18 protein-coding genes are annotated in these 16,603 nt (G+C 61.1%); 8 read left to right on the forward strand and 10 right to left on the reverse strand.

Going from position 1 to position 16,603, the window contains the following annotated elements:
• Positions 1–12: 12 nt before the first annotated feature.
• The gene (locus tag CCR96_RS08115) at positions 13–900 is read right to left on the reverse strand and encodes an ABC transporter ATP-binding protein (RefSeq protein ID WP_201219628.1); all 888 of its coding nucleotides are present in this window, start codon (positions 898–900) and stop codon (positions 13–15) included.
• Positions 901–1,069: 169 nt separating this feature from the next.
• Positions 1,070–1,270, reverse strand: a complete 201-nt coding sequence (locus CCR96_RS08120; protein ID WP_201219629.1) for a YgaP family membrane protein — start codon at positions 1,268–1,270, stop codon at positions 1,070–1,072.
• 367 nt (positions 1,271–1,637) lie between these two features.
• Here CCR96_RS08120 and CCR96_RS08125 point away from each other — a divergent pair, with 367 nt between their 5' ends.
• On the forward strand, positions 1,638–2,765 hold the full coding sequence (locus CCR96_RS08125; protein WP_201219630.1) for a S1C family serine protease: 1,128 nt from the start codon (positions 1,638–1,640) through the stop codon (positions 2,763–2,765).
• 11 nt (positions 2,766–2,776) lie between these two features.
• Here the strand turns inward: CCR96_RS08125 and CCR96_RS08130 are convergent, their stop codons facing one another.
• Positions 2,777–3,040 (reverse strand): FmdB family zinc ribbon protein, encoded by a 264-nt coding sequence (locus tag CCR96_RS08130; protein ID WP_201219631.1) that lies wholly within the window; start codon positions 3,038–3,040, stop codon positions 2,777–2,779.
• Between the two features lie 126 nt (positions 3,041–3,166).
• Positions 3,167–3,721, reverse strand: a complete 555-nt coding sequence (locus CCR96_RS08135) for a protein disulfide oxidoreductase (RefSeq protein ID WP_201219632.1) — start codon at positions 3,719–3,721, stop codon at positions 3,167–3,169.
• A gap of 183 nt (positions 3,722–3,904) precedes the next feature.
• Between CCR96_RS08135 and CCR96_RS08140 the strand changes: the two genes are divergently transcribed.
• Positions 3,905–4,594, forward strand: a complete 690-nt coding sequence (locus CCR96_RS08140) for a rhodanese-like domain-containing protein (protein ID WP_201219633.1) — start codon at positions 3,905–3,907, stop codon at positions 4,592–4,594.
• Here CCR96_RS08140 and CCR96_RS08145 read toward each other — a convergent pair.
• Together CCR96_RS08145 and cysG are read right to left on the reverse strand one after the other, a co-directional pair.
• A complete protein-coding gene (locus CCR96_RS08145; RefSeq protein WP_201219634.1) occupies positions 4,515–5,450 on the reverse strand; it encodes a substrate-binding periplasmic protein in 936 nt (311 codons plus the stop codon). The genes CCR96_RS08140 and CCR96_RS08145 overlap by 80 nt on opposite strands.
• Positions 5,451–5,465: 15 nt before the next feature.
• On the reverse strand, positions 5,466–6,893 hold the full coding sequence (gene cysG, locus CCR96_RS08150; RefSeq protein WP_201219635.1) for a siroheme synthase CysG: 1,428 nt from the start codon (positions 6,891–6,893) through the stop codon (positions 5,466–5,468).
• A 237-nt stretch (positions 6,894–7,130) separates the two neighbouring features.
• Between cysG and CCR96_RS08155 the strand changes: the two genes are divergently transcribed.
• The 3 genes from CCR96_RS08155 to dsrE2 all read left to right on the forward strand — a co-directional run bounded on the left by CCR96_RS08155 (position 7,131) and on the right by dsrE2 (position 8,408).
• A complete protein-coding gene (locus tag CCR96_RS08155; protein ID WP_201219636.1) occupies positions 7,131–7,457 on the forward strand; it encodes a rhodanese-like domain-containing protein in 327 nt (108 codons plus the stop codon).
• Positions 7,458–7,634: 177 nt separating this feature from the next.
• Complete coding sequence (locus CCR96_RS08160) at positions 7,635–7,865, forward strand: sulfurtransferase TusA family protein (protein ID WP_201219637.1); 231 nt, start codon at positions 7,635–7,637, stop codon at positions 7,863–7,865.
• 63 nt (positions 7,866–7,928) lie between these two features.
• A complete protein-coding gene (gene dsrE2, locus CCR96_RS08165) occupies positions 7,929–8,408 on the forward strand; it encodes a sulfur carrier protein DsrE2 (protein WP_200236251.1) in 480 nt (159 codons plus the stop codon).
• 239 nt (positions 8,409–8,647) lie between these two features.
• Here dsrE2 and CCR96_RS08170 read toward each other — a convergent pair whose 3' ends face one another.
• Positions 8,648–9,964 (reverse strand): OmpP1/FadL family transporter, encoded by a 1,317-nt coding sequence (locus tag CCR96_RS08170; RefSeq protein ID WP_201219638.1) that lies wholly within the window; start codon positions 9,962–9,964, stop codon positions 8,648–8,650.
• A 206-nt stretch (positions 9,965–10,170) separates the two neighbouring features.
• Here CCR96_RS08170 and CCR96_RS08175 point away from each other — a divergent pair, with 206 nt between their 5' ends.
• The 3 genes from CCR96_RS08175 to CCR96_RS08185 all read left to right on the forward strand — a co-directional run bounded on the left by CCR96_RS08175 (position 10,171) and on the right by CCR96_RS08185 (position 12,729).
• Positions 10,171–11,076, forward strand: coding sequence for a LysR family transcriptional regulator (locus CCR96_RS08175; RefSeq protein WP_201219639.1), 906 nt, complete (start codon positions 10,171–10,173; stop codon positions 11,074–11,076).
• Positions 11,077–11,148: 72 nt separating this feature from the next.
• Positions 11,149–11,562 (forward strand): hypothetical protein, encoded by a 414-nt coding sequence (locus tag CCR96_RS08180; RefSeq protein WP_338035843.1) that lies wholly within the window; start codon positions 11,149–11,151, stop codon positions 11,560–11,562.
• 75 nt (positions 11,563–11,637) lie between these two features.
• Positions 11,638–12,729, forward strand: coding sequence for an AI-2E family transporter (locus CCR96_RS08185; RefSeq protein WP_201219663.1), 1,092 nt, complete (start codon positions 11,638–11,640; stop codon positions 12,727–12,729).
• 158 nt (positions 12,730–12,887) lie between these two features.
• Here the strand turns inward: CCR96_RS08185 and CCR96_RS08190 are convergent, their stop codons facing one another.
• Genes CCR96_RS08190 through CCR96_RS08200 form a run of 3 tightly spaced genes read right to left on the reverse strand, consistent with a single transcriptional unit; the run spans position 12,888 to position 16,587 of the window.
• A complete protein-coding gene (locus tag CCR96_RS08190; protein WP_201219641.1) occupies positions 12,888–14,327 on the reverse strand; it encodes a glutamate-cysteine ligase family protein in 1,440 nt (479 codons plus the stop codon).
• A 47-nt stretch (positions 14,328–14,374) separates the two neighbouring features.
• The gene (locus CCR96_RS08195) at positions 14,375–15,172 is read right to left on the reverse strand and encodes a nucleotidyltransferase family protein (protein WP_201219642.1); all 798 of its coding nucleotides are present in this window, start codon (positions 15,170–15,172) and stop codon (positions 14,375–14,377) included.
• Complete coding sequence (locus tag CCR96_RS08200) at positions 15,169–16,587, reverse strand: paraquat-inducible protein A (RefSeq protein WP_201219643.1); 1,419 nt, start codon at positions 16,585–16,587, stop codon at positions 15,169–15,171. The genes CCR96_RS08195 and CCR96_RS08200 overlap by 4 nt, the downstream gene beginning before the upstream one ends.
• Positions 16,588–16,603 lie beyond the last annotated feature (16 nt).

Genomic DNA, 16,603 nt, shown 5'->3' on the forward strand with positions numbered 1-16,603 from the left:
CATCGAGAGCGCTCAGGCTCTAAGGCTGTGGCCGGTGAGTTTGAGGAAGAGATCCTCGAGGCTCGGGCGGTCGACGCGCAGATCGATCAGCGAGGCCCCGTGCTGCTCCAACTGTTCGAGCGCGGTTGGCACCTCGTCGACATAGAACTCAATGCTGGTGTCTCGGCGCTCAGCGTTTTCCGGCAGCGGTGCATCATTGGGCCAGGCACTGCTCGGTAGTCTCAGGATCGCCGTCGGAAAATGCTCGCGAATCAGTGTGCTCGGGCGTCCTTGAATGAGGATGCGGCCGTGATCGACAATGGCGATCTCGTCACACAGGCGCTCCGCCTCTTCCATGTAGTGGGTGGTGATGAGGATGGTTTTGCCGCGCTCGCGGACGCGATCGATCAGCGCCCAGAAATTGCGCCGGGCCTGGGGATCGAGTCCAGTGGTCGGCTCATCGAGAAACACCAGGGTTGGCTCATTCACCAAGGCGATGGCGAGCAGCAGGCGCTGGCGTTGGCCACCTGAGAGTTTGCGTGTGTCGCGGGTGAGAATCTCTTGCAGATGGCAGAGCTGGATGAGCTCGTCGAGATCGACGTGGCGTCGGTAGAGGGCCGCGAACATCGCCAGAGACTCGCGGACGGTTTGGAAATCTTGCAGCGAGGTCGCCTGGAACTGGATGCCGATCTGTTCGCGGAAGTCGCGATCGAGTGGGCGGCCTCGGAACAGGACGCGGCCGCTTGTCGGTGTCTGGATGCCTTCAAGCATCTCGAGCGTGGTCGTCTTGCCAGCGCCGTTTGGACCTAAGAGGCCGAAGCACTGGCCAGGTCGAACCCCAAAGCTGATGTCGTCGACAGCGCGAACGCCTGGGAACTGCTTACCGAGCCCGTCTGCGGCGATGAGAAGGTCGTCTGTCATCAGGTTATCAGGTCATCAGGGGGCGGTGTCTTGATGGTTGGTGTAGTCAGTAGGTCGCTGATGACCCGTGCCCCCATCCAGGAAGATGGGGGCAATGGCTTCACGGTCAGCGGCCAGGAAATGAGCGCAAGCGTCTCATTGGGCTCAGGCCGTCGCACCGTCGAGAGCCTTATTCCTTGTCGTTTTTGGTGGTGTCGATGCCGAGCGGCATGTAGGCCCCGCAGGTGCCGAAGTAGGCGGTGCCGAGCAGGATGAGTCCGACTAGGCCGAGCCACCAGGGGCCGCCGAGGATGCTGATCAGGATGAGGATGCCGCCGGCGGCGTATCGAATGTTGCGATCGGTCTGGCCGACGTTTTTGACGAGGTTCATAAGAAGCTCCAAAGGCTGGATGGTTTCGGATAATAACGCTGGCGGCTGCACCCTGGTCGATTGCTGGGGCGCGGCTGTCTTTGCGTGGCTACAAGCGTCGCTACAAGCGTGGCTACACGCGTGGCTACAAGTAAGATAGGGACGATGGCGTTAGGTTTCTCCGGCATCGGGGCCGATGCCGAGGACCATGCCCGTGATAGCGCAGTCGACTGCTGCCAGTGACCGCGTGTGTCTAAAAGTATATGGGGAGGCCGGCCGAGTGGGCGTTGCGATTGGACAATGGATGCAGCGAATCCACGACCTGTGCCCGCGAGACTTGGTTATCCTGAGCGTCTTGCCTGCCGTGAGAGTCCCTTCGAGCGTCGTCATGCACGGATTCCAGTTGTCCCGCGCCCTGTTTTGGGTGGTGATCGCCTTTCTGGCGTTGCTCGCGTTCCGGCCTTGGATCGATGGTTGGTTGATCGAGCGCGCAGCGGTGCCTAGGCCTGTCACAGCGCGTGGCGATCTGGCAGCCGATGAGCAGTCGACGATCGCGATCTTCGACGCAGTCAGCCCATCGGTGGTCTTCATCACCACCACCGAGGAGCTGGTCAACCCCTGGGCGCGCGACCCGAATGTCGTGCGCCGTGGGACCGGTTCAGGCTTCGTCTGGGATGGTCAGCGGCATATCGTGACCAACTGGCATGTCATTGCCGAGGCGAGCGCGGCCTGGGTGCGCCTGGCCGATCAGCGCCACTTTCGCGCTGAGTTGATCGGCAAGAGCCCGGCGCATGATCTGGCCGTGCTCAGGATCAGTGGCGCATGGCAGGCACCCGAACCGATACCGATCGGCCGCAGTGCCGATCTGCGGGTAGGGCAGAAGGTATTCGCGATTGGCAACCCGTTCGGCTTGGATTACAGCTTGACCAGCGGCGTGGTTTCGGCCCTCGACCGCGCCATCTACAACGAACGATCTGGCGAGATCCGCGGCCTGATCCAGACCGATGCGGCGATCAATCCAGGAAACTCGGGCGGTCCTTTGATCGATAGCGCTGGGCGCCTGATCGGCATCAATTCGGCGATCTTCAGCACCTCAGGTACCTTTAGCGGCATCGGTTTTGCCGTGCCTGTGGATACCATCAACCGGGTCGTGCCACAGTTGATCGCTCGCGGGCGTTATATCCGTCCGCGCATCGGCATCACGGCCGATGATGCCGTGAGCCGTCCGATACTGAGGCAGCTTGGGCTCGAGGGCGTTTTGGTGCTGGGTGTCGGGCCGGGCTCGCCAGCCGATAGCGTCGGGCTGGTCGAGACTCGGGTCAGCCCAACAGGCGAGATCGTGCCTGGAGATATCATCCACCGGCTGGATGGGCAGCCGGTCACCGAGATGGCGGATCTGATCGATATCCTCGAGGGTTACCAGGTGGGTGATCGAGTGACACTCTCGATCATCCGAGATGGCCGCTCCTTGGATGTGGCGATCCATCTCGGCGGTGAATCCGTCCGCTGGGATTGAGGCGATTTCTGTCAATCGAAGCCGCAGACGCCGCTCGGGCAGCAGCCGCCGGCACCACAGGCCGGCGCGGGTGCGCTACCACTCCCGAGTGTGCTGCTCGAGATCAGGTTGCCACCGGTGGCCATGCGGCTGACCGGGGTCGATGCGGGTGTATCGCCGCAGGGGATTGCGGCCCGCTCGCAGAGTTCGCCCCAAGTACTGATGGTCTCGCTCATTCGATGGCTCACCTCAACGACGCGGTCATTGGTGTCACAACGATAATCGTAGGTTGGCATGGTGGGATTCTCCATATATCGATGTTTGCTGATATACCAAGATTATACCAATCCGAGGGCGAACATCGACCTGTCTAGCCTAGCCAGCGCAGGTTGGCGTCTGTCTAGATGCTATCTAGATGTTATCTAGATGCCGATCTCGGCGAGCCAGAGTCTGGCGCGTAGTCCGAGGCCGGTGGTGTAGCCGACGCGTCGAAAGCGAATTCGGCCATCACGGTTGATGATGAAGCTGGCGGGGACCGCTTGAACGCCCCACTGCCGGGCGATCTCGCCGCTGGGGTCAGCGATCACGCGCAGATCCAGCGCTCGCTCGTCGAGGTAGCGGCTGATCTCTTCTTCAGTGCCGGATTGCATTGCGATCGTCGTCACCTGGTAACGCTTCGCGAGTGCCTCGATGCTGCCCTCCTCAAGCTTGCAGATTGGGCACCAGCTGGCCCAGAAGTGGATCAGGGTTGGCCCTTCCAGCGGCGGACTCAGGTTGATCTGCTCCAGGGTATCGATAGTATGGCCACTGAGCGTCGGAGCGATTCCTTCGGCGAGCGGTCTTGCTTTATACCAGTGCACTGCAGCGAGCACGAGGAGGACGATCGCGCCTTCGAGCCCCCATCGGCGCAGGCGTTGGCTCCAGCGACGCTTGTGCTTGCCGTTTGGCGCCTTGCTGTTGGTGGTTGATGCACGCATGCTCATCCGCTTGATCGCTTGGTGATCGGCTTAATGACAGTAACGAATCGAGCGTCACGGTGCGAGGCGCATGCGCAGTGTGCCACTTGAGCTGACCGGACCCCGCTAAGAGCGGTTCGGCTGTGAGCAAGCGTTTGCGTCTGTCGTTTCGACCTGTTTTGCAACCTGCAGAGAGGTGTCTTTATGCCATTGTCAGTTGTATTGCTCATGATGCTCGTCTTGCTCGGCGCCTGGTCCGCGCAGGCCGCGGAGCCCAGTGAGGGGCTCTTCGATCTCGATGCACTAGAGGTCATGATTGCGCCAGATCTGCCCTATATCGAGCTTCTTCAGGATGACGAGAAGGTGCTCCTGATGCGTCATCAAGACCCTGGTCATACCATCCGGCCGCCGTTTGAGAAGACAGCTCGACCTTGCCCGCCTTATTGTGTGCAGCCGATGCAGTTGGCGCCTGGCGTTGAGACCATCGGTGAACTCGAACTCATCGACTATCTGCAGCGGGCTGCGGGCGAACTCAGTGATGTGTTGGTGATCGACTCGCGAACGCCGGACTGGTTTGCGCGCGGGACGATCCCGGGTGCCATGAATATTCCCTACACGAAGCTCGACCCAGCGCATGCGAAGCCAGCGCAGATTGCCGATCTCTTGCAGCTTGAATTCGGCGCTGTTGCTGTTGACGGGCTTTGGGATTTCGATCACGTCAAGACCTTGGTGTTCTTCTGCAATGGCGCCTGGTGCGGCCAATCGCCGACCAACATCAAGGCGCTGCTCGGTTTTGGCTTTCCGGCGCACAAGCTCAAATGGTATCGCGGTGGCATGCAGGCCTGGGAACAGCTCGGCCTGACCACGGTGAGTCAGGCTCCTGATACTGACTGAACCGATCCTTGACCCGAATCTGGATCGGTATCCAACGCCGAATGATGCGCTCGAGTTCGCCTGAGCGTTGCCAGGCGTCGATGACCCGATTGAGACCTCGACGCAACTGGGCATCTTCGGTGCGCGTGATGAATCTCCATTTTTCAGTGGAGAGCGGTTGAAAGACCGCCGTGAGAGCGGTTTCTTCAGGGTCGGCAGCAAGTGACCAGGCGGTTGTCGCCTCATGGATAAAGACGGTGATCTCGCCATCACGCAGTGCGGCAAGACCCTCATTGGCATGTGCGAATGGAACCCGTTCCGCGCGTGGCAGTTGTGCTTGTACGAGCCTGGCGCCGAGGCTCCCGCGCTGATAGCCAACCCGCTCGCTGGTGAGCTTGAGGTCGATCAGGCGGGGGAAACGGGTGAGGTCGTCGGTGCGAATGATCGCCATCTGACCGCTGTCGAGCACTGACTGACTGGTTGCGAGCCCAAGCGCGGCGAGTTCGTCGCGCGGCAGCGCAGAGAGCGCGACGTCGACGCGGCCACCGCGTAGGGCGTCCATCAACCTGGGCTCCGGCAAGGCGTGGAGACTGAGCTCGAGTTCGAGCGCTGCGGCCAAGGCGCGGGCGAGGTCGATCTCGAGTCCCTTGACGACACCGCCTTGCTTGAACGCCAGCGGTGGGCTCTCGATGTTGACCGCGAAGGCGATCGTTGTCAGCGAGGTTGCCGCAGCCAGATCCTGGCTCAGGAGCAGCAGTAAGACGCAGAGTGCCGGTGCTACCCGTGGCGCGTTCCGGCGGCGTCCAAGGGCTGCTGCGGTGGTCGACTGGCTGGGCTCAGGGTTGCAGGCATGCTGCGCTGCGCTGGCGGCACCCATCGTTCGCCAGTGCGCTCAGTCGCCGGGCAGTATCGGGGTTGTCGCACCCTGTTCGGGATCAGGCTCGGTGCTAAACCAGGCGAGTTTATCGCGCAGGCGCACGACCTCACCGACGATGACCAGGGTCGGTGGCTGTGGTGGGTCATGTTCGACCTCGGCCAGGATCGTGGTCAGGGTGCCGACATAGACCTTCTGCATGTGCGTGGTGCCTTGCTGAACCAACGCGACGGGCATCTCGGGCGCGACACCATGCTCGATCAGTTTGTCGATGATCTGCGGCAGGCCGACGAGGCCCATGTAGAAGACGACGGTCTGATTTGGCTGTGCGAGCTGTGGCCAGTTGAGGTCGATGCTGTGGTCCTTGAGGTGACCGGTAACAAAGGTGACTGACTGTGCGTAATCGCGATGGGTCAAGGGGATGCCGCCATAGCAGGCACAGCCATTGGCGGCGGTGATGCCGGGTACGACCTGGAAGGGCACGCCCTCGGCTGCCAAGGTGTCGATCTCCTCGCCGCCACGGCCAAAGATGAAGGGGTCGCCGCCCTTGAGCCGCAGCACCCGGTGGCCCTCTTTGGCGAGTCGCGCGAGCAGCCGGTTGATCTCCTCTTGGCGCATCGTGTGCTGGTTGCGCTGCTTGCCGACGTAGATGTGCTCGGCGTCGCGGCGCACCATGTCGATGATCGGCTTGGCGACTAGGCGATCGTAGACCACCACATCGGCTTGCTGCATCAAGCGCAGCGCGCGAAACGTGAGCAGGTCTGGATCTCCTGGGCCCGCGCCGACCAGATAGACCTCACCCGTGCTGGGTCGGGTGCCGGATTCGAGCTCCCGCTCCATCGCGACCTTGGCCTCTTCTAAGTGGCCGGAGAAGATGCGCTCGGCGACACCGCCCTGCAGCACGCGGTCCCAGAAGCGCCGGCGATCGCGCTGCTGCTCGAAACGCGCCTTGACCTTGTCCCGATAATCGGCGCAGAGCTCGGCCAAGCGGCCGTAGCCGGCGGGCACCAAAGACTCGAGCCGTGCGCGGATCATACGGGCGAGTACTGGTGATGCGCTGCCAGTCGAGACCGCGACCACGACCGGTGAACGGTCGATGACCGACGGCATGATGAAGGTACAGTCTTCGGGCTGATCGGCGACGTTGACCGGGATGTTGCGGGCGTTTGCAAGCTCGGCGATGCGTCGGTTCACGTCGCGGTCGTCGGTCGCGGCGATCACCAGGCGCATGCCTTCGATGTCGCTGTCGGCGAAGGTCCGGGCATGAAAACGGATCTCGGTCTGGTCGATGCGCGCGCGAAATTCTTCGCTGAGGGTTGGCGCAACCACGATAAGCTGAGCGCCTGCGCGCCTGAGGTTTTCGAGTTTGCGCAAGGCGATCGGCCCGCCACCTACGATGAGGCAGGGCTTACTTTTGATATCGAGGAAGATGGGGAGATGTTCCATCGCTGACGCTGCCTCTGAAGGCGAATCTGTAGTTCTCTAGCCGGCCGGTTTGCATAATCAAAGCAGGCCTAGCGGGCCGGGTCTGTTGGGCCGAAGACTGGAATCAGTCGCCGAGCAGACCCAAGATCATACGCCTAGCCCGAGGCACTTGGGCAAGATTGCCAGCACATGAGCGGCGACGCTGCTTGATTGAGCATGTTAATATACTGAAATACTTGGTCATTGGGTAGTCTAACCTTGGTCACAGAGATCGATTCCGAAACCCTGAAGTCGCGTTTGAGCAACGGTGATGACGTCGTACTGGTCGATGTGCGCACGCCGGCAGAGGTGGCGCAAGGTGCCTTGCCAAACGCGATCCACATCCCGATGGCGGTGATCCCCGTGCGTGCCGCAGAGCTGCCGCGAGATCGCGATCTGGTGATCTACTGTCGCAGTGGCGCGCGCTCGTATCACAGCTGTCAATTCCTTGCCCAGCAGGGCTTTGATAACGCCTTCAATCTGCGCGGCGGCATCATCGCTTGGGTCCGCCATGGCTACGAGATTGGCCAGATCAACGCTGGCTGAAGGCCCACCACGGGCCTTGTTGGGGGATCAACTGGGCGCCGCCCATGTTGCCTTTTTGTCCGGTTTCGGCTAAAAATCAGAAGCTTCGTTTGTGCTGAAATACTAAAGCGTAAGCGTGGGTCTTGAGCTGAGACGGCTCGTCTAATTTTCTAACACATAGAGTGTGAGGTATATCCGATGGCAGACTTCAATCAAGAACTCGACGCAAGTGGTCTCAACTGCCCGCTGCCGATCCTGCGCGCGAAGAAAACGCTCAACGGCATGGAGGCTGGCGAGGTTCTGCACGTGATCGCGACCGATCCCGGCTCAGTCAAAGACTTTGATGCCTTCTCGAAGCAGACCGGCAATGAGTTGATGGAGTCGAAGGAAGACGGCGGCAAGTTCCACTTCATGATCAAGAAGAGCTGACCTCCGCCTTACCCCTTACAACACAACAGGGGCTCGGCGAACGGGCTCCACTGGGAGGAAACGATGGACGAAAAGAAACTGGCCATCATCGCCACCAAGGGCTCGCTCGATTGGGCCTATCCGCCGTTCATTCTGGCATCGACCGCGTCTGCCCTTGGCTATGAGACGCAGATCTTCTTTACATTCTACGGTCTTCAGCTGCTGAAGAAGAAGCTCGAGCTGCAAGTCACGCCGCTCGGCAACCCTGGTATGCCTATGCCGATGGGTATGGACAAGTGGTTTCCGATCCTTGGTATGACGCTGCCAGGTATGCAGGGCATGATGACCAAGATGATGAAGCAGAAGATGAAGGACAAGGGCGTCGCCAGCGTCGAAGAGTTGCGCGAACTCTGTCAGGAGGCGGAGGTGAAATTGATCGCCTGTCAGATGACCGTCGATCTGTTCGATATGGATTCCTCGCAGTTCATCGACGGCGTTGAGTACGCTGGCGCCGCGGCCTTCTTCGAGTTCGCGGGCGAGAGCGACATCTGCCTGTATATCTGACGGCAGCGGCGCTCGAGCGAGGCGCTAGTTATCTCGCAAGGGGGGTGGTCTCGACTGCTCCCCGGTCGATCCGCCAGGCGATCCTGATGTCACCGGCGTCTATCACAACGCCTTCTCTCGCGTATCCCCCTGCCGGTAGGCCAAAAAAAGGGCCGCTCATGGATGAGCGGCCTTGAAAATGCGCGGCGAGGTCTGCGCGCTTAGGGGGACTGGTTTGCCGTGCTGTTAGCCCGTGTTGATTAGAAGGCGTTGAACGACTTACTAATCTCGAGTCCGATCAGGTGTGCATTGGCCTCGTAGTCGCCATTGATGGCGTCAGTGCCGTTAGTGTCGCTGCCACCAAGGTAAGGCTTGGCGCTGCGATAGTTGCGGTCTAGGAACATCACGTACATGTAGCCGGCTTCGAGCTGCCAGCCATCGCCCAGGCTGTGGCCAACGCCGATGCCGAACAGGTGTCGATCGTTATCTGGCACGCGGGCGCTGAAATGGGTATCGCCTTGGGGCGTCTCGTCGAAGGAGTAGCCGAAGCGCAGCTGCGTCTGCTCTTGCAGTTGATAGGTCATGCCAAGCCGATAGGCATTGGCGTCATCCCAGTCGTTCACATCCGCGAAGAGGGTGGCGCCGTTGAGATCGCCCTTGACCTGGATCTCGTCGAAGCTGCTCCAACCAGTCCGCGTCCAGTCGAATTCGACTGCGAGTGCTGGTGTCAGCTCGTAGCGGGCGCCGAGCTGTAAGCGCCAAGGTAGGTCGAGGTCGAGTTCTGCGGTTTGGCTGGGCTGCAGTGCGCCAATCAACACCAGCGTCGGGTTGAGGGCGCTGTAGCTGCCGTCGATTTTAATGGTGCTGCTCGAGTGGAAGTTGATTCCGGCGCTGAAGGGGCCTTTTGCGTAGAGTGCGCTGAGATTGAAACCAAGGCCGGTGCCATCACCCTCGAGCTGGGTGATGGATGAATTCAGTGTGGCCGATTTTGCCCAATAGATGTCGGCGCCAAGTGCGACGGCCAACTCATCCGAGATGGCATAGGTGATGGTTGGCGTGAAGTCGATGATCTCAAGTTTGCTCTGCGTCGGCTGCGGGCTCGCCGGTACGCTACCGCCCGGTCCCAATGGCGGTGGCGGTAGTTGGATGCTGCCTGTCAGCGGCGGGAAGGTTTCGGTTTTCCAGCGAGTCTCGAGGCCAAAGGGTGCATTGACGCTGAGCCCGGCTGACCAGCGCTCATTGATTCGAATCGCGGCCTGGATCATCGGCGCGACAAGCCAATCGGCGCCCACGCTGTCGTGGCTGCCGCTCGCGTTATCGACTGAGAACGTCGGCCCGATCAGCAGGCTTCCGGCCGCTAGCCAGGACTGGTCGTGAAAGGCGATAGCGGCGGGGTTGTAAGGGACGGCACCACGGTCGACTGGGTTGGCAACGAGCGCGTTTGCCGTCGCGATGCCTGCGGTTGAGAGTTCGGGGACGGCAAATCCGGACGCTATTGCGCTCGAAGAAAGGCATCCGCCGAGGATTGCACCGGAGATGGCAAGCGCCGACAAATGGCTGTTGTGAGATACATACATTTAGCGTGACTCCTCAGGCCGCTGCATGGCTAGTATGGTGTTTTGCTAGCCTTTATTGTTGATGTTGTGAATATACACCGGGCTGTTGCAAAAAGCCAGGTTTGTTGTATATCCGCTGTCGCTGGCGCAAAAGACCTGCGCACGACGGGCTAGCGCGAGACGCCTGTGCTATAAGGGCAGACGCTGAAGACGGCTTCGAGGAGACCATGGCAGACCGCAGACTGCAGGTGTTTCATACGGTGGCGCGTCTGATGAGCTTCACCAAGGCGGCCGATGCGTTGCATATGACGCAGCCGGCAGTGACCTTCCAAGTCAGACAGCTTGAGGAGCAGTTCAATACTCGGCTGTTCGACCGAGGTCGCAATCGGATCAGCCTCACGGCTGCTGGCGCCCGGGTGTTTGAGTACGCGGATCGCATCTTTGGGCTTTATGCCGAGATGGAGCAGGGTGTGCGCGAACTCACAGGCGACATCAGTGGCTCGATCACCATTGGTGCGAGCACCACCATCGCTGAGTACATGCTGCCGACACTGCTCGGCGACTTCAAAAAACGCTATCCGGAGATTGGCATCCATCTCAAGGTCTCGAACAGCGAAGGCATCGTGTCGCTGGTCGAGCGTAATGCCATCGATCTCGGGGTGGTCGAGTCGCCCGTCGCGAATCGTCACCTGGTGGTCGAGACGTGCAAACAAGACGAGCTGGTTGCCATCGTCCCCACAGGGCACGACCTCGCGACCGGAGCCTGCGTCGCCTGTCGTCGTGTGCTCGAGTATCCCTTCATCTGCCGCGAGGAAGGCTCAGGGACGCGCGAGGTCATCAACGATTATCTCGACGAAATGGTCGGTGGCACGGGAGCGCTCAAGGTGGCCATGGAACTGGGCAGCCCAGAGGCTGTGAAAGGTGCGGTTGAGGCCGGGATGGGGGTCTCGATTGTTTCCAAGTTGACAGTTCAGAAGGAACTCAAGCTTGGCACGCTGGTCGCCTTGCGTCTCGAGCCACCACTGTTCCGTCCGCTTTCGTTTGTCCATCAGAAACACAAGTTCAGGATTCGCGTGATGGAGGAGCTGCTCGAATTTGCCCGCGCCTACTGTAAAGGCAACACGGCGCAATAATGGCACAGCATGACCGACTGATGACACAGCACGATGCACTGATGGCATGGGCGAGAGGCTGAAATGATCTCAATGGAGCGCGCATCGCCACATGAGCGGCGACTGCTGAAGATCCTGCGTGCCCTCGATGTCCAAGATCGAGCCACACTGATCGCCTTCGCTGAATTCCTGATGGCCGGGGGGGTGGCCGGTGCGGACTCGGTTGCGGGAGCCCTTGAGCGCACCCCGGCGCCGCCTGAGCCGCAACACGAGCCGCGTCCGCCGCAAGAGAGCGTGGTGGCGGCGATCAAACGGCTGCGCCGGGTCTATCCGATGCTTGATGCCGCTGAGATGTTGCAAGAGACTTCCGCGCTGATGGCGACTCACCTTCTCCAAGGGCGTGATGCTGCCGAGGTCATCGACGATCTTGAGGTCTTGTTCGTGAGACGCTATCAGGCCCGGCTTCCCAGCAACCCGGGGGCGCCGGTCACCGACGAGGATGCCTAGCCCCTGCACCGGCGTGATCGTCACGCTGCCGATGCGTTATCCTGACCGACCTCCTTAACTTCACCACCGATGCCCATGCGAGCGCTGAACCGCTGGCTGAGTCGTTACTTATCCGACCCCCAGATCCTCTTTCTCGTCTCAGCGCTGTTCGTGCTGTTTGCGATCCTGTTGTTTTTGGGCAGGATGTTGACGCCAGTGCTTGCCAGTATCGTGATCGCCTATCTGCTGGAAGGCCTCGTCGGTCTCTTGGAACGCCAACGCTGGCCGCGTTGGGCAGCGGTGTCGGTCGTGTTCGCTTTATTCATGTTGTTTGTGGCGTCGATGCTGCTTGGCGTGTTGCCATCGGTCTCCCGCCAGATCCGCGACCTCGTTCAGCAACTGCCCAACATGCTCGCCTATGGCCAGCAGGTGTTGATGCAGTTGCCGGAGCGTTATCCGGATCTGATCACCAGTGCTCAGATTGCCGAGTTAATCAATAGTATCCGCCGCGATATCGCCGGGCTTGGGCAGCAGTTGTTGTCATTGTCGCTGTCGTCGGTGGTCGGCGTGATCACGCTGCTCGTCTATCTGATCCTGATGCCCTTGTTGGTGTTCTTCTTCCTCAAGGACAAGGAGTTGATCTTCGCCTGGTTTCGGCGCTGGCTGCCGCGTCACCGGGCCATTGCTGGCGACGTTTGGAAAAAGGTCGATCGGCAGATCTCTAACTATGTTCGCGGCAAGGTCTGGGAGATCCTGATCGTTTGGCTGGTGAGCTTCGTGACCTTTTCGTTGTTTGGTCTGAATTACGCCCTATTGCTCTCGGTGTTGGTCGGGCTGTCGGTGATCATTCCTTACATCGGTGCCTCCATCGTGACCATCCCGGTGGTGTTGATCGCCTGGTTTCAGTGGGGTTGGGGGCCGGCCTTCATCTGGCTGACAGTTTCTTACATCATCATCCAGGCCCTGGATGGCAATGTGCTGGTGCCCTTATTGTTCTCAGAGGTGGTGGATTTGCATCCGGTGGCGATCATCGTTGCCATCCTGGTCTTCGGGGGTATTTGGGGGTTTTGGGGGGTGTTCTTCGCCATCCCACTCGCGACCTTGGTGCAGGCGATCTTGAGTGCGCTGCCGCGGCATCTCGATGCCGCGCGTGCCAAGGGCGAGACCACCGATTCAGCCCTCGAGTAGGGTCCATGTCTTTTCGCTCGCCTTCGGTGTTACCTCTTCGGTCAGATGGCCGGCCATGCTCCCGATGACGCTCCTTGAGGCAGACCAAAATCCTATGCAGCTTCTTCGATACGTGCTTTATCGGCAATCGCCTCATTTGCGGTTTAAAGCCGCCTCTGTTAGTCCAACGTCCATTCATGCACTGGCTTGCCGGTGGCCTGATGTGCGAGATAGGCCTCGGTGAGCGCGGCCATGTCTGGCCCGTGTCTGGCGACCCAGGCGCGCTGCCAAGCGGCGCCGGTGCGGCGCGTGGCTGCGCGGGCTTCGATCACGCCGAGCCAGGTGTCGATCTCGTCTCGATCGATGCCAAGCGCGTTCAGGCCACGGCGTGCCTTGGGCAGGATGTGTTGGCGAATCAGCTGGTGGATCGGCATCCGCGCTGGATGGTCGTACCAGGGGATCTCGGCATTCAGCCCCTTCTGAGCGGCGAGATAGAAGTTGATCCGCGCCTGATTAAACGGCAGCGATCGTTCTGGTGGTCTCGGCTCGCTGGCGAGTGCCTGCACAGCGCCGCAGTAGAAGGCGGCATTGGCGATGTTGTCGATCGCCGAGGGACCGGCTGCGACCACGCGGTGCTCCATGCGCAGGTGTGGGCATTGGGCACCGCTTGGGCCGGCATCGAAACCGATCAGCGGCCGATTCCAGCGCCAAATGGTGCCATTGTGCAGCCTGAGATGCGCGAGCCGTTCCACGGGCTCGTCCATCAGGTTCGGCAAGAGCACGGGATAGCGTGTGAGATTGGAGCGGAAGCACTCCATCACCGAGTCCTCTGCATAGCGGATGCCGAAGCCGACCCGCTCGCGCAAAGGACTGTCGCCCACCGAGACGGCCTGCTCGAACAGCGGGATGCGCGTCTCGCACCAGAGCTCGCGGCCGAATAGATAGGGCGAGTTGGCGCCGATCGCGACCGTGATCGCGGCCAGCAGCTTAGACGCATTGAACACGCGGGCCGACTCGACGGCAGCGATCTTGAAGTGGATCTGGAATGAGGTTGCCGCGGATTCGAGCATCACATCCGGCTGCTCGATCAATACCGGCCGCTCGCCCTCGATCTCGAGTCGGATCGGCTCGCCGTCGCGCAGGCGCAGGATCTGCTCGTTGAGCGCGCGATAGCGCGGCCGCGGCGTCATCTGCGCTGGGACCAGGTGATCCGGGCGGACTGTGGGCAGGATGCCGATGGTGCCGACCTGGGCGTTGAGCGTGGCGGCGGCGGCCTGGCAATGGGCCAGGGTGCGCTCGAGTTCGGCGTAGAGTCGGCTGAACGCCTGACCACAGAGGGGCTCGGGCGTGCTGTTCAGCTCGAGGTTGAAGCGCGCGAGTTCGGGGACGATGAGCGGATCTTGCAGCTGTTCGAAGAAGGCGTCGATGATGGGCGCCGGGGCCTGATGGCGGCGATCGATGAGCCAGGCCTCGAGCTCGAAGCCGGTCTCGCGCGGGCCGTCGGCGAAGACATTCTCGGCAAACCAGCGTTCGAGCAGTGCGGTCTCGGCCTGCAGGCGCGCTTCGAACTCGCGGAAGTCAGCCTGGGTGAATGCGTGATGCTGGATGTCCTGGCCCATCGCGATGCAGTGCCTCCAGTCGGGCGCGAGGCGACGTTTTGCCTGGCTCAGTGTTTCCTTAACATCCTGTCGAGTGCTTGTAAACGCTCGGGCGTGCCGATATCCAGCCATTGTCCGCGATGATGCAGTCCGCCGCAGCGACCGCTGGCAATGGCTGCGCGTAATACGGGGGCCAGCGGGAAGGCGCCAGGCGTGCAGTTGGCGAACAGTTGCGGCCGATAGAGCCCGATGCCGGAGAAGGTGAGGCGCTGGTCTAGGTTCCGCTGAGAATGATCTAAACCCTGTTTTTGCCCTTGTCCTTGTTCTTGCTGCTCGTGATCTCGTTCCCGATCCCGATCCCGATCCCGATCGAATTCGTGCTCTTGATCCTGTTCCTCTGCCTGTCTCTGTTCAAGAACCCGATCTCCGCGCAGCGTGAAATCGCCTGCTGGATGATGCGGCGGATTATCGACCAATACGATCAGCGCGAGATCTTGATCAGCGAGATGTAGCTGGCGGTAATCGAAGTCGCACCAGATATCGCCGTTGGTAACCAGAAAGGGGTCATCGCCGAGCAATGGCAGCGCGCGATAGATGCCGCCACCAGTTTCGAGTGCGCGTCCTTCGCCTTCCGCCGAGTACTGAATCCGCACGCCATGGGCGCTGCCGTCGCCTAACGCCTGTTCGATCCGTTCGCCTAGGTGGGCATGATTGATCACTAACTCAGTGAAACCGGCTTCGCGCAGGCGCTGCATCTGATGGACGATCAGCGCTGTGCCGCCTGCCTCAAGCAAGGGCTTCGGGGTCTGATCGGTCAGAGGCCGCATGCGGTTGCCACGCCCGGCGGCCAGGATCATTGCCTTCATTGTGGGGGTCTCGATTGCGGGGCTCGCGCCTCAAGCAGCGCCGAGAGGAACAGGCTGGCGATCACGAAGGCGAGGAAGAGGAAGAAGCCGAGCTGCAGGCTGGTGCCGTTGGTGCTGAGCAGGTCGACCTGTCGGCCGAGTCCGCTCAGCGCGGCGAGCTGGCTGCTGATCAGCCCGTCGAAGCCAATATAAGCCATCAAAATCGCGACCACTAGCACATCGGCCATCGACCATTTGCCGGAGCGCAGCGCGAAAAAACGCACCAGCGCGCGGCTGCGCCAGCCCTTCAGATTGGTGTAATAGATGAGGCTGGCCAGGATCTTGGCGGTTGGGAAGATCAGACTGAACAAGACTACCAGCGCCGCGACCAGGATCAGATCGGCGGTGCCGGTTGCGGTGAGCACCTGAACCAGGTCAAGGATGCTCTTGCTCTGGAAGTAGAGGACCTGGTCGGTGAAGACCACAGGCTGGCCGAGCAAGCTGAGGCTGAGCTCATCGATGCGCGCCTCGACCTCGATCATCGGCGTCATGACGCCGGCGGCGAGCAACAGCAGCGTGGCTGCGGAGAGCATCAGCATACTCTCAGGGGCGAGTTCGCGGTGTCGGGCGGTGCTCAACGTCATGGCCGTAGGTGTCTGTCCGCCCGGGCCTGCCCTGTCCTTGCGCTCGCTCTGCGTCTGCGGCAGGCGTGGATCGGGGCTCGAATGCAAACCCGGAGCGAGCCAGGCGAGGAGGAATAGCAGGCTCAGGCAGCCCAGTGTCCAGAGGGCATTCACCTGTGCCTGCGCTTGATGCGTGCTCGCAGCCTGGCCGAGGCGTTCAATGCAGTCAGCCGTGGTCGCGCAGCCATGGGCTTGCTCGATCTGGTGCTGAAGCGAACGGTCGACCTCGGTGAAGGTCGCCGCTGAGGCCTGCTTGATGGCCTGCAGTAGCTGGCGCTGGATCTCGCGACGGTTCTCCGGGCGGTCCAGCTCCTTGAGCACCGCATCGGCATAGCGCGGGACGCGGGCGCGAAGCTGGTCGAAGTCGACCAGCCAGTCCTGCACGCCTTGACGCAGACTGCCTTGGAGGCGGTCGACCCAGCTGTCGCCCGCGGCATTGCGACGGCGTAGCACCTGTTCGACCTCGGACAGCATCCGGTCGAGCACGACCTCGAGATTGCGCTTGATCTGTGGCCGATTCTGCTCGGTCAGCTCGAATTGCTCGATCTGCTCGGCCAGGATCGCGGAGATCTGTCGGACCCAGACATCGGCGTTGAGCAGACCGTATTTCACGTCCTGGAGTTCGGCACGCTGCACTTGTGTCAGCTGCAGCGTGCGCAGCTCGCGGATCAGCTGAGCGGTCGACAGCATCGCGCCGATCAGGAGCACCGCCGAGACCAGAGTAACGCTGATCCGTTGCAGCCGCGCAGACATTACGACCGCGGGTTAC

This window comes from Halochromatium roseum, from assembly GCF_016653315.1.
GTDB classification, from domain to species: domain Bacteria; phylum Pseudomonadota; class Gammaproteobacteria; order Chromatiales; family Chromatiaceae; genus Lamprobacter; species Lamprobacter roseus.

Excerpts from the sequence above, each read along its gene's own strand:
- CCR96_RS08200 (WP_201219643.1), bottom strand. The coding sequence starts at position 16,587 with ATGTCTGCGCGGCTGCAACGGATCAGCGTTACTCTGGTCTCGGCGGTG.
- CCR96_RS08115 (WP_201219628.1), bottom strand. The coding sequence starts at position 900 with ATGACAGACGACCTTCTCATCGCCGCAGACGGGCTCGGTAAGCAGTTC.
- CCR96_RS08135 (WP_201219632.1), bottom strand. The coding sequence starts at position 3,721 with ATGCGTGCATCAACCACCAACAGCAAGGCGCCAAACGGCAAGCACAAG.
- CCR96_RS08190 (WP_201219641.1), bottom strand. The coding sequence starts at position 14,327 with ATGGGCCAGGACATCCAGCATCACGCATTCACCCAGGCTGACTTCCGC.
- CCR96_RS08170 (WP_201219638.1), bottom strand. The coding sequence starts at position 9,964 with ATGTATGTATCTCACAACAGCCATTTGTCGGCGCTTGCCATCTCCGGT.
- CCR96_RS08130 (WP_201219631.1), bottom strand. The coding sequence starts at position 3,040 with ATGCCAACCTACGATTATCGTTGTGACACCAATGACCGCGTCGTTGAG.
- cysG (WP_201219635.1), bottom strand. The coding sequence starts at position 6,893 with ATGGAACATCTCCCCATCTTCCTCGATATCAAAAGTAAGCCCTGCCTC.
- CCR96_RS08185 (WP_201219663.1), top strand. The coding sequence starts at position 11,638 with ATGCGAGCGCTGAACCGCTGGCTGAGTCGTTACTTATCCGACCCCCAG.
- dsrE2 (WP_200236251.1), top strand. The coding sequence starts at position 7,929 with ATGGACGAAAAGAAACTGGCCATCATCGCCACCAAGGGCTCGCTCGAT.
- CCR96_RS08120 (WP_201219629.1), bottom strand. The coding sequence starts at position 1,270 with ATGAACCTCGTCAAAAACGTCGGCCAGACCGATCGCAACATTCGATAC.
- CCR96_RS08145 (WP_201219634.1), bottom strand. The coding sequence starts at position 5,450 with ATGGGTGCCGCCAGCGCAGCGCAGCATGCCTGCAACCCTGAGCCCAGC.
- CCR96_RS08160 (WP_201219637.1), top strand. The coding sequence starts at position 7,635 with ATGGCAGACTTCAATCAAGAACTCGACGCAAGTGGTCTCAACTGCCCG.
- CCR96_RS08175 (WP_201219639.1), top strand. The coding sequence starts at position 10,171 with ATGGCAGACCGCAGACTGCAGGTGTTTCATACGGTGGCGCGTCTGATG.
- CCR96_RS08125 (WP_201219630.1), top strand. The coding sequence starts at position 1,638 with ATGCACGGATTCCAGTTGTCCCGCGCCCTGTTTTGGGTGGTGATCGCC.
- CCR96_RS08140 (WP_201219633.1), top strand. The coding sequence starts at position 3,905 with ATGCCATTGTCAGTTGTATTGCTCATGATGCTCGTCTTGCTCGGCGCC.
- CCR96_RS08195 (WP_201219642.1), bottom strand. The coding sequence starts at position 15,172 with ATGAAGGCAATGATCCTGGCCGCCGGGCGTGGCAACCGCATGCGGCCT.
- CCR96_RS08180 (WP_338035843.1), top strand. The coding sequence starts at position 11,149 with ATGGAGCGCGCATCGCCACATGAGCGGCGACTGCTGAAGATCCTGCGT.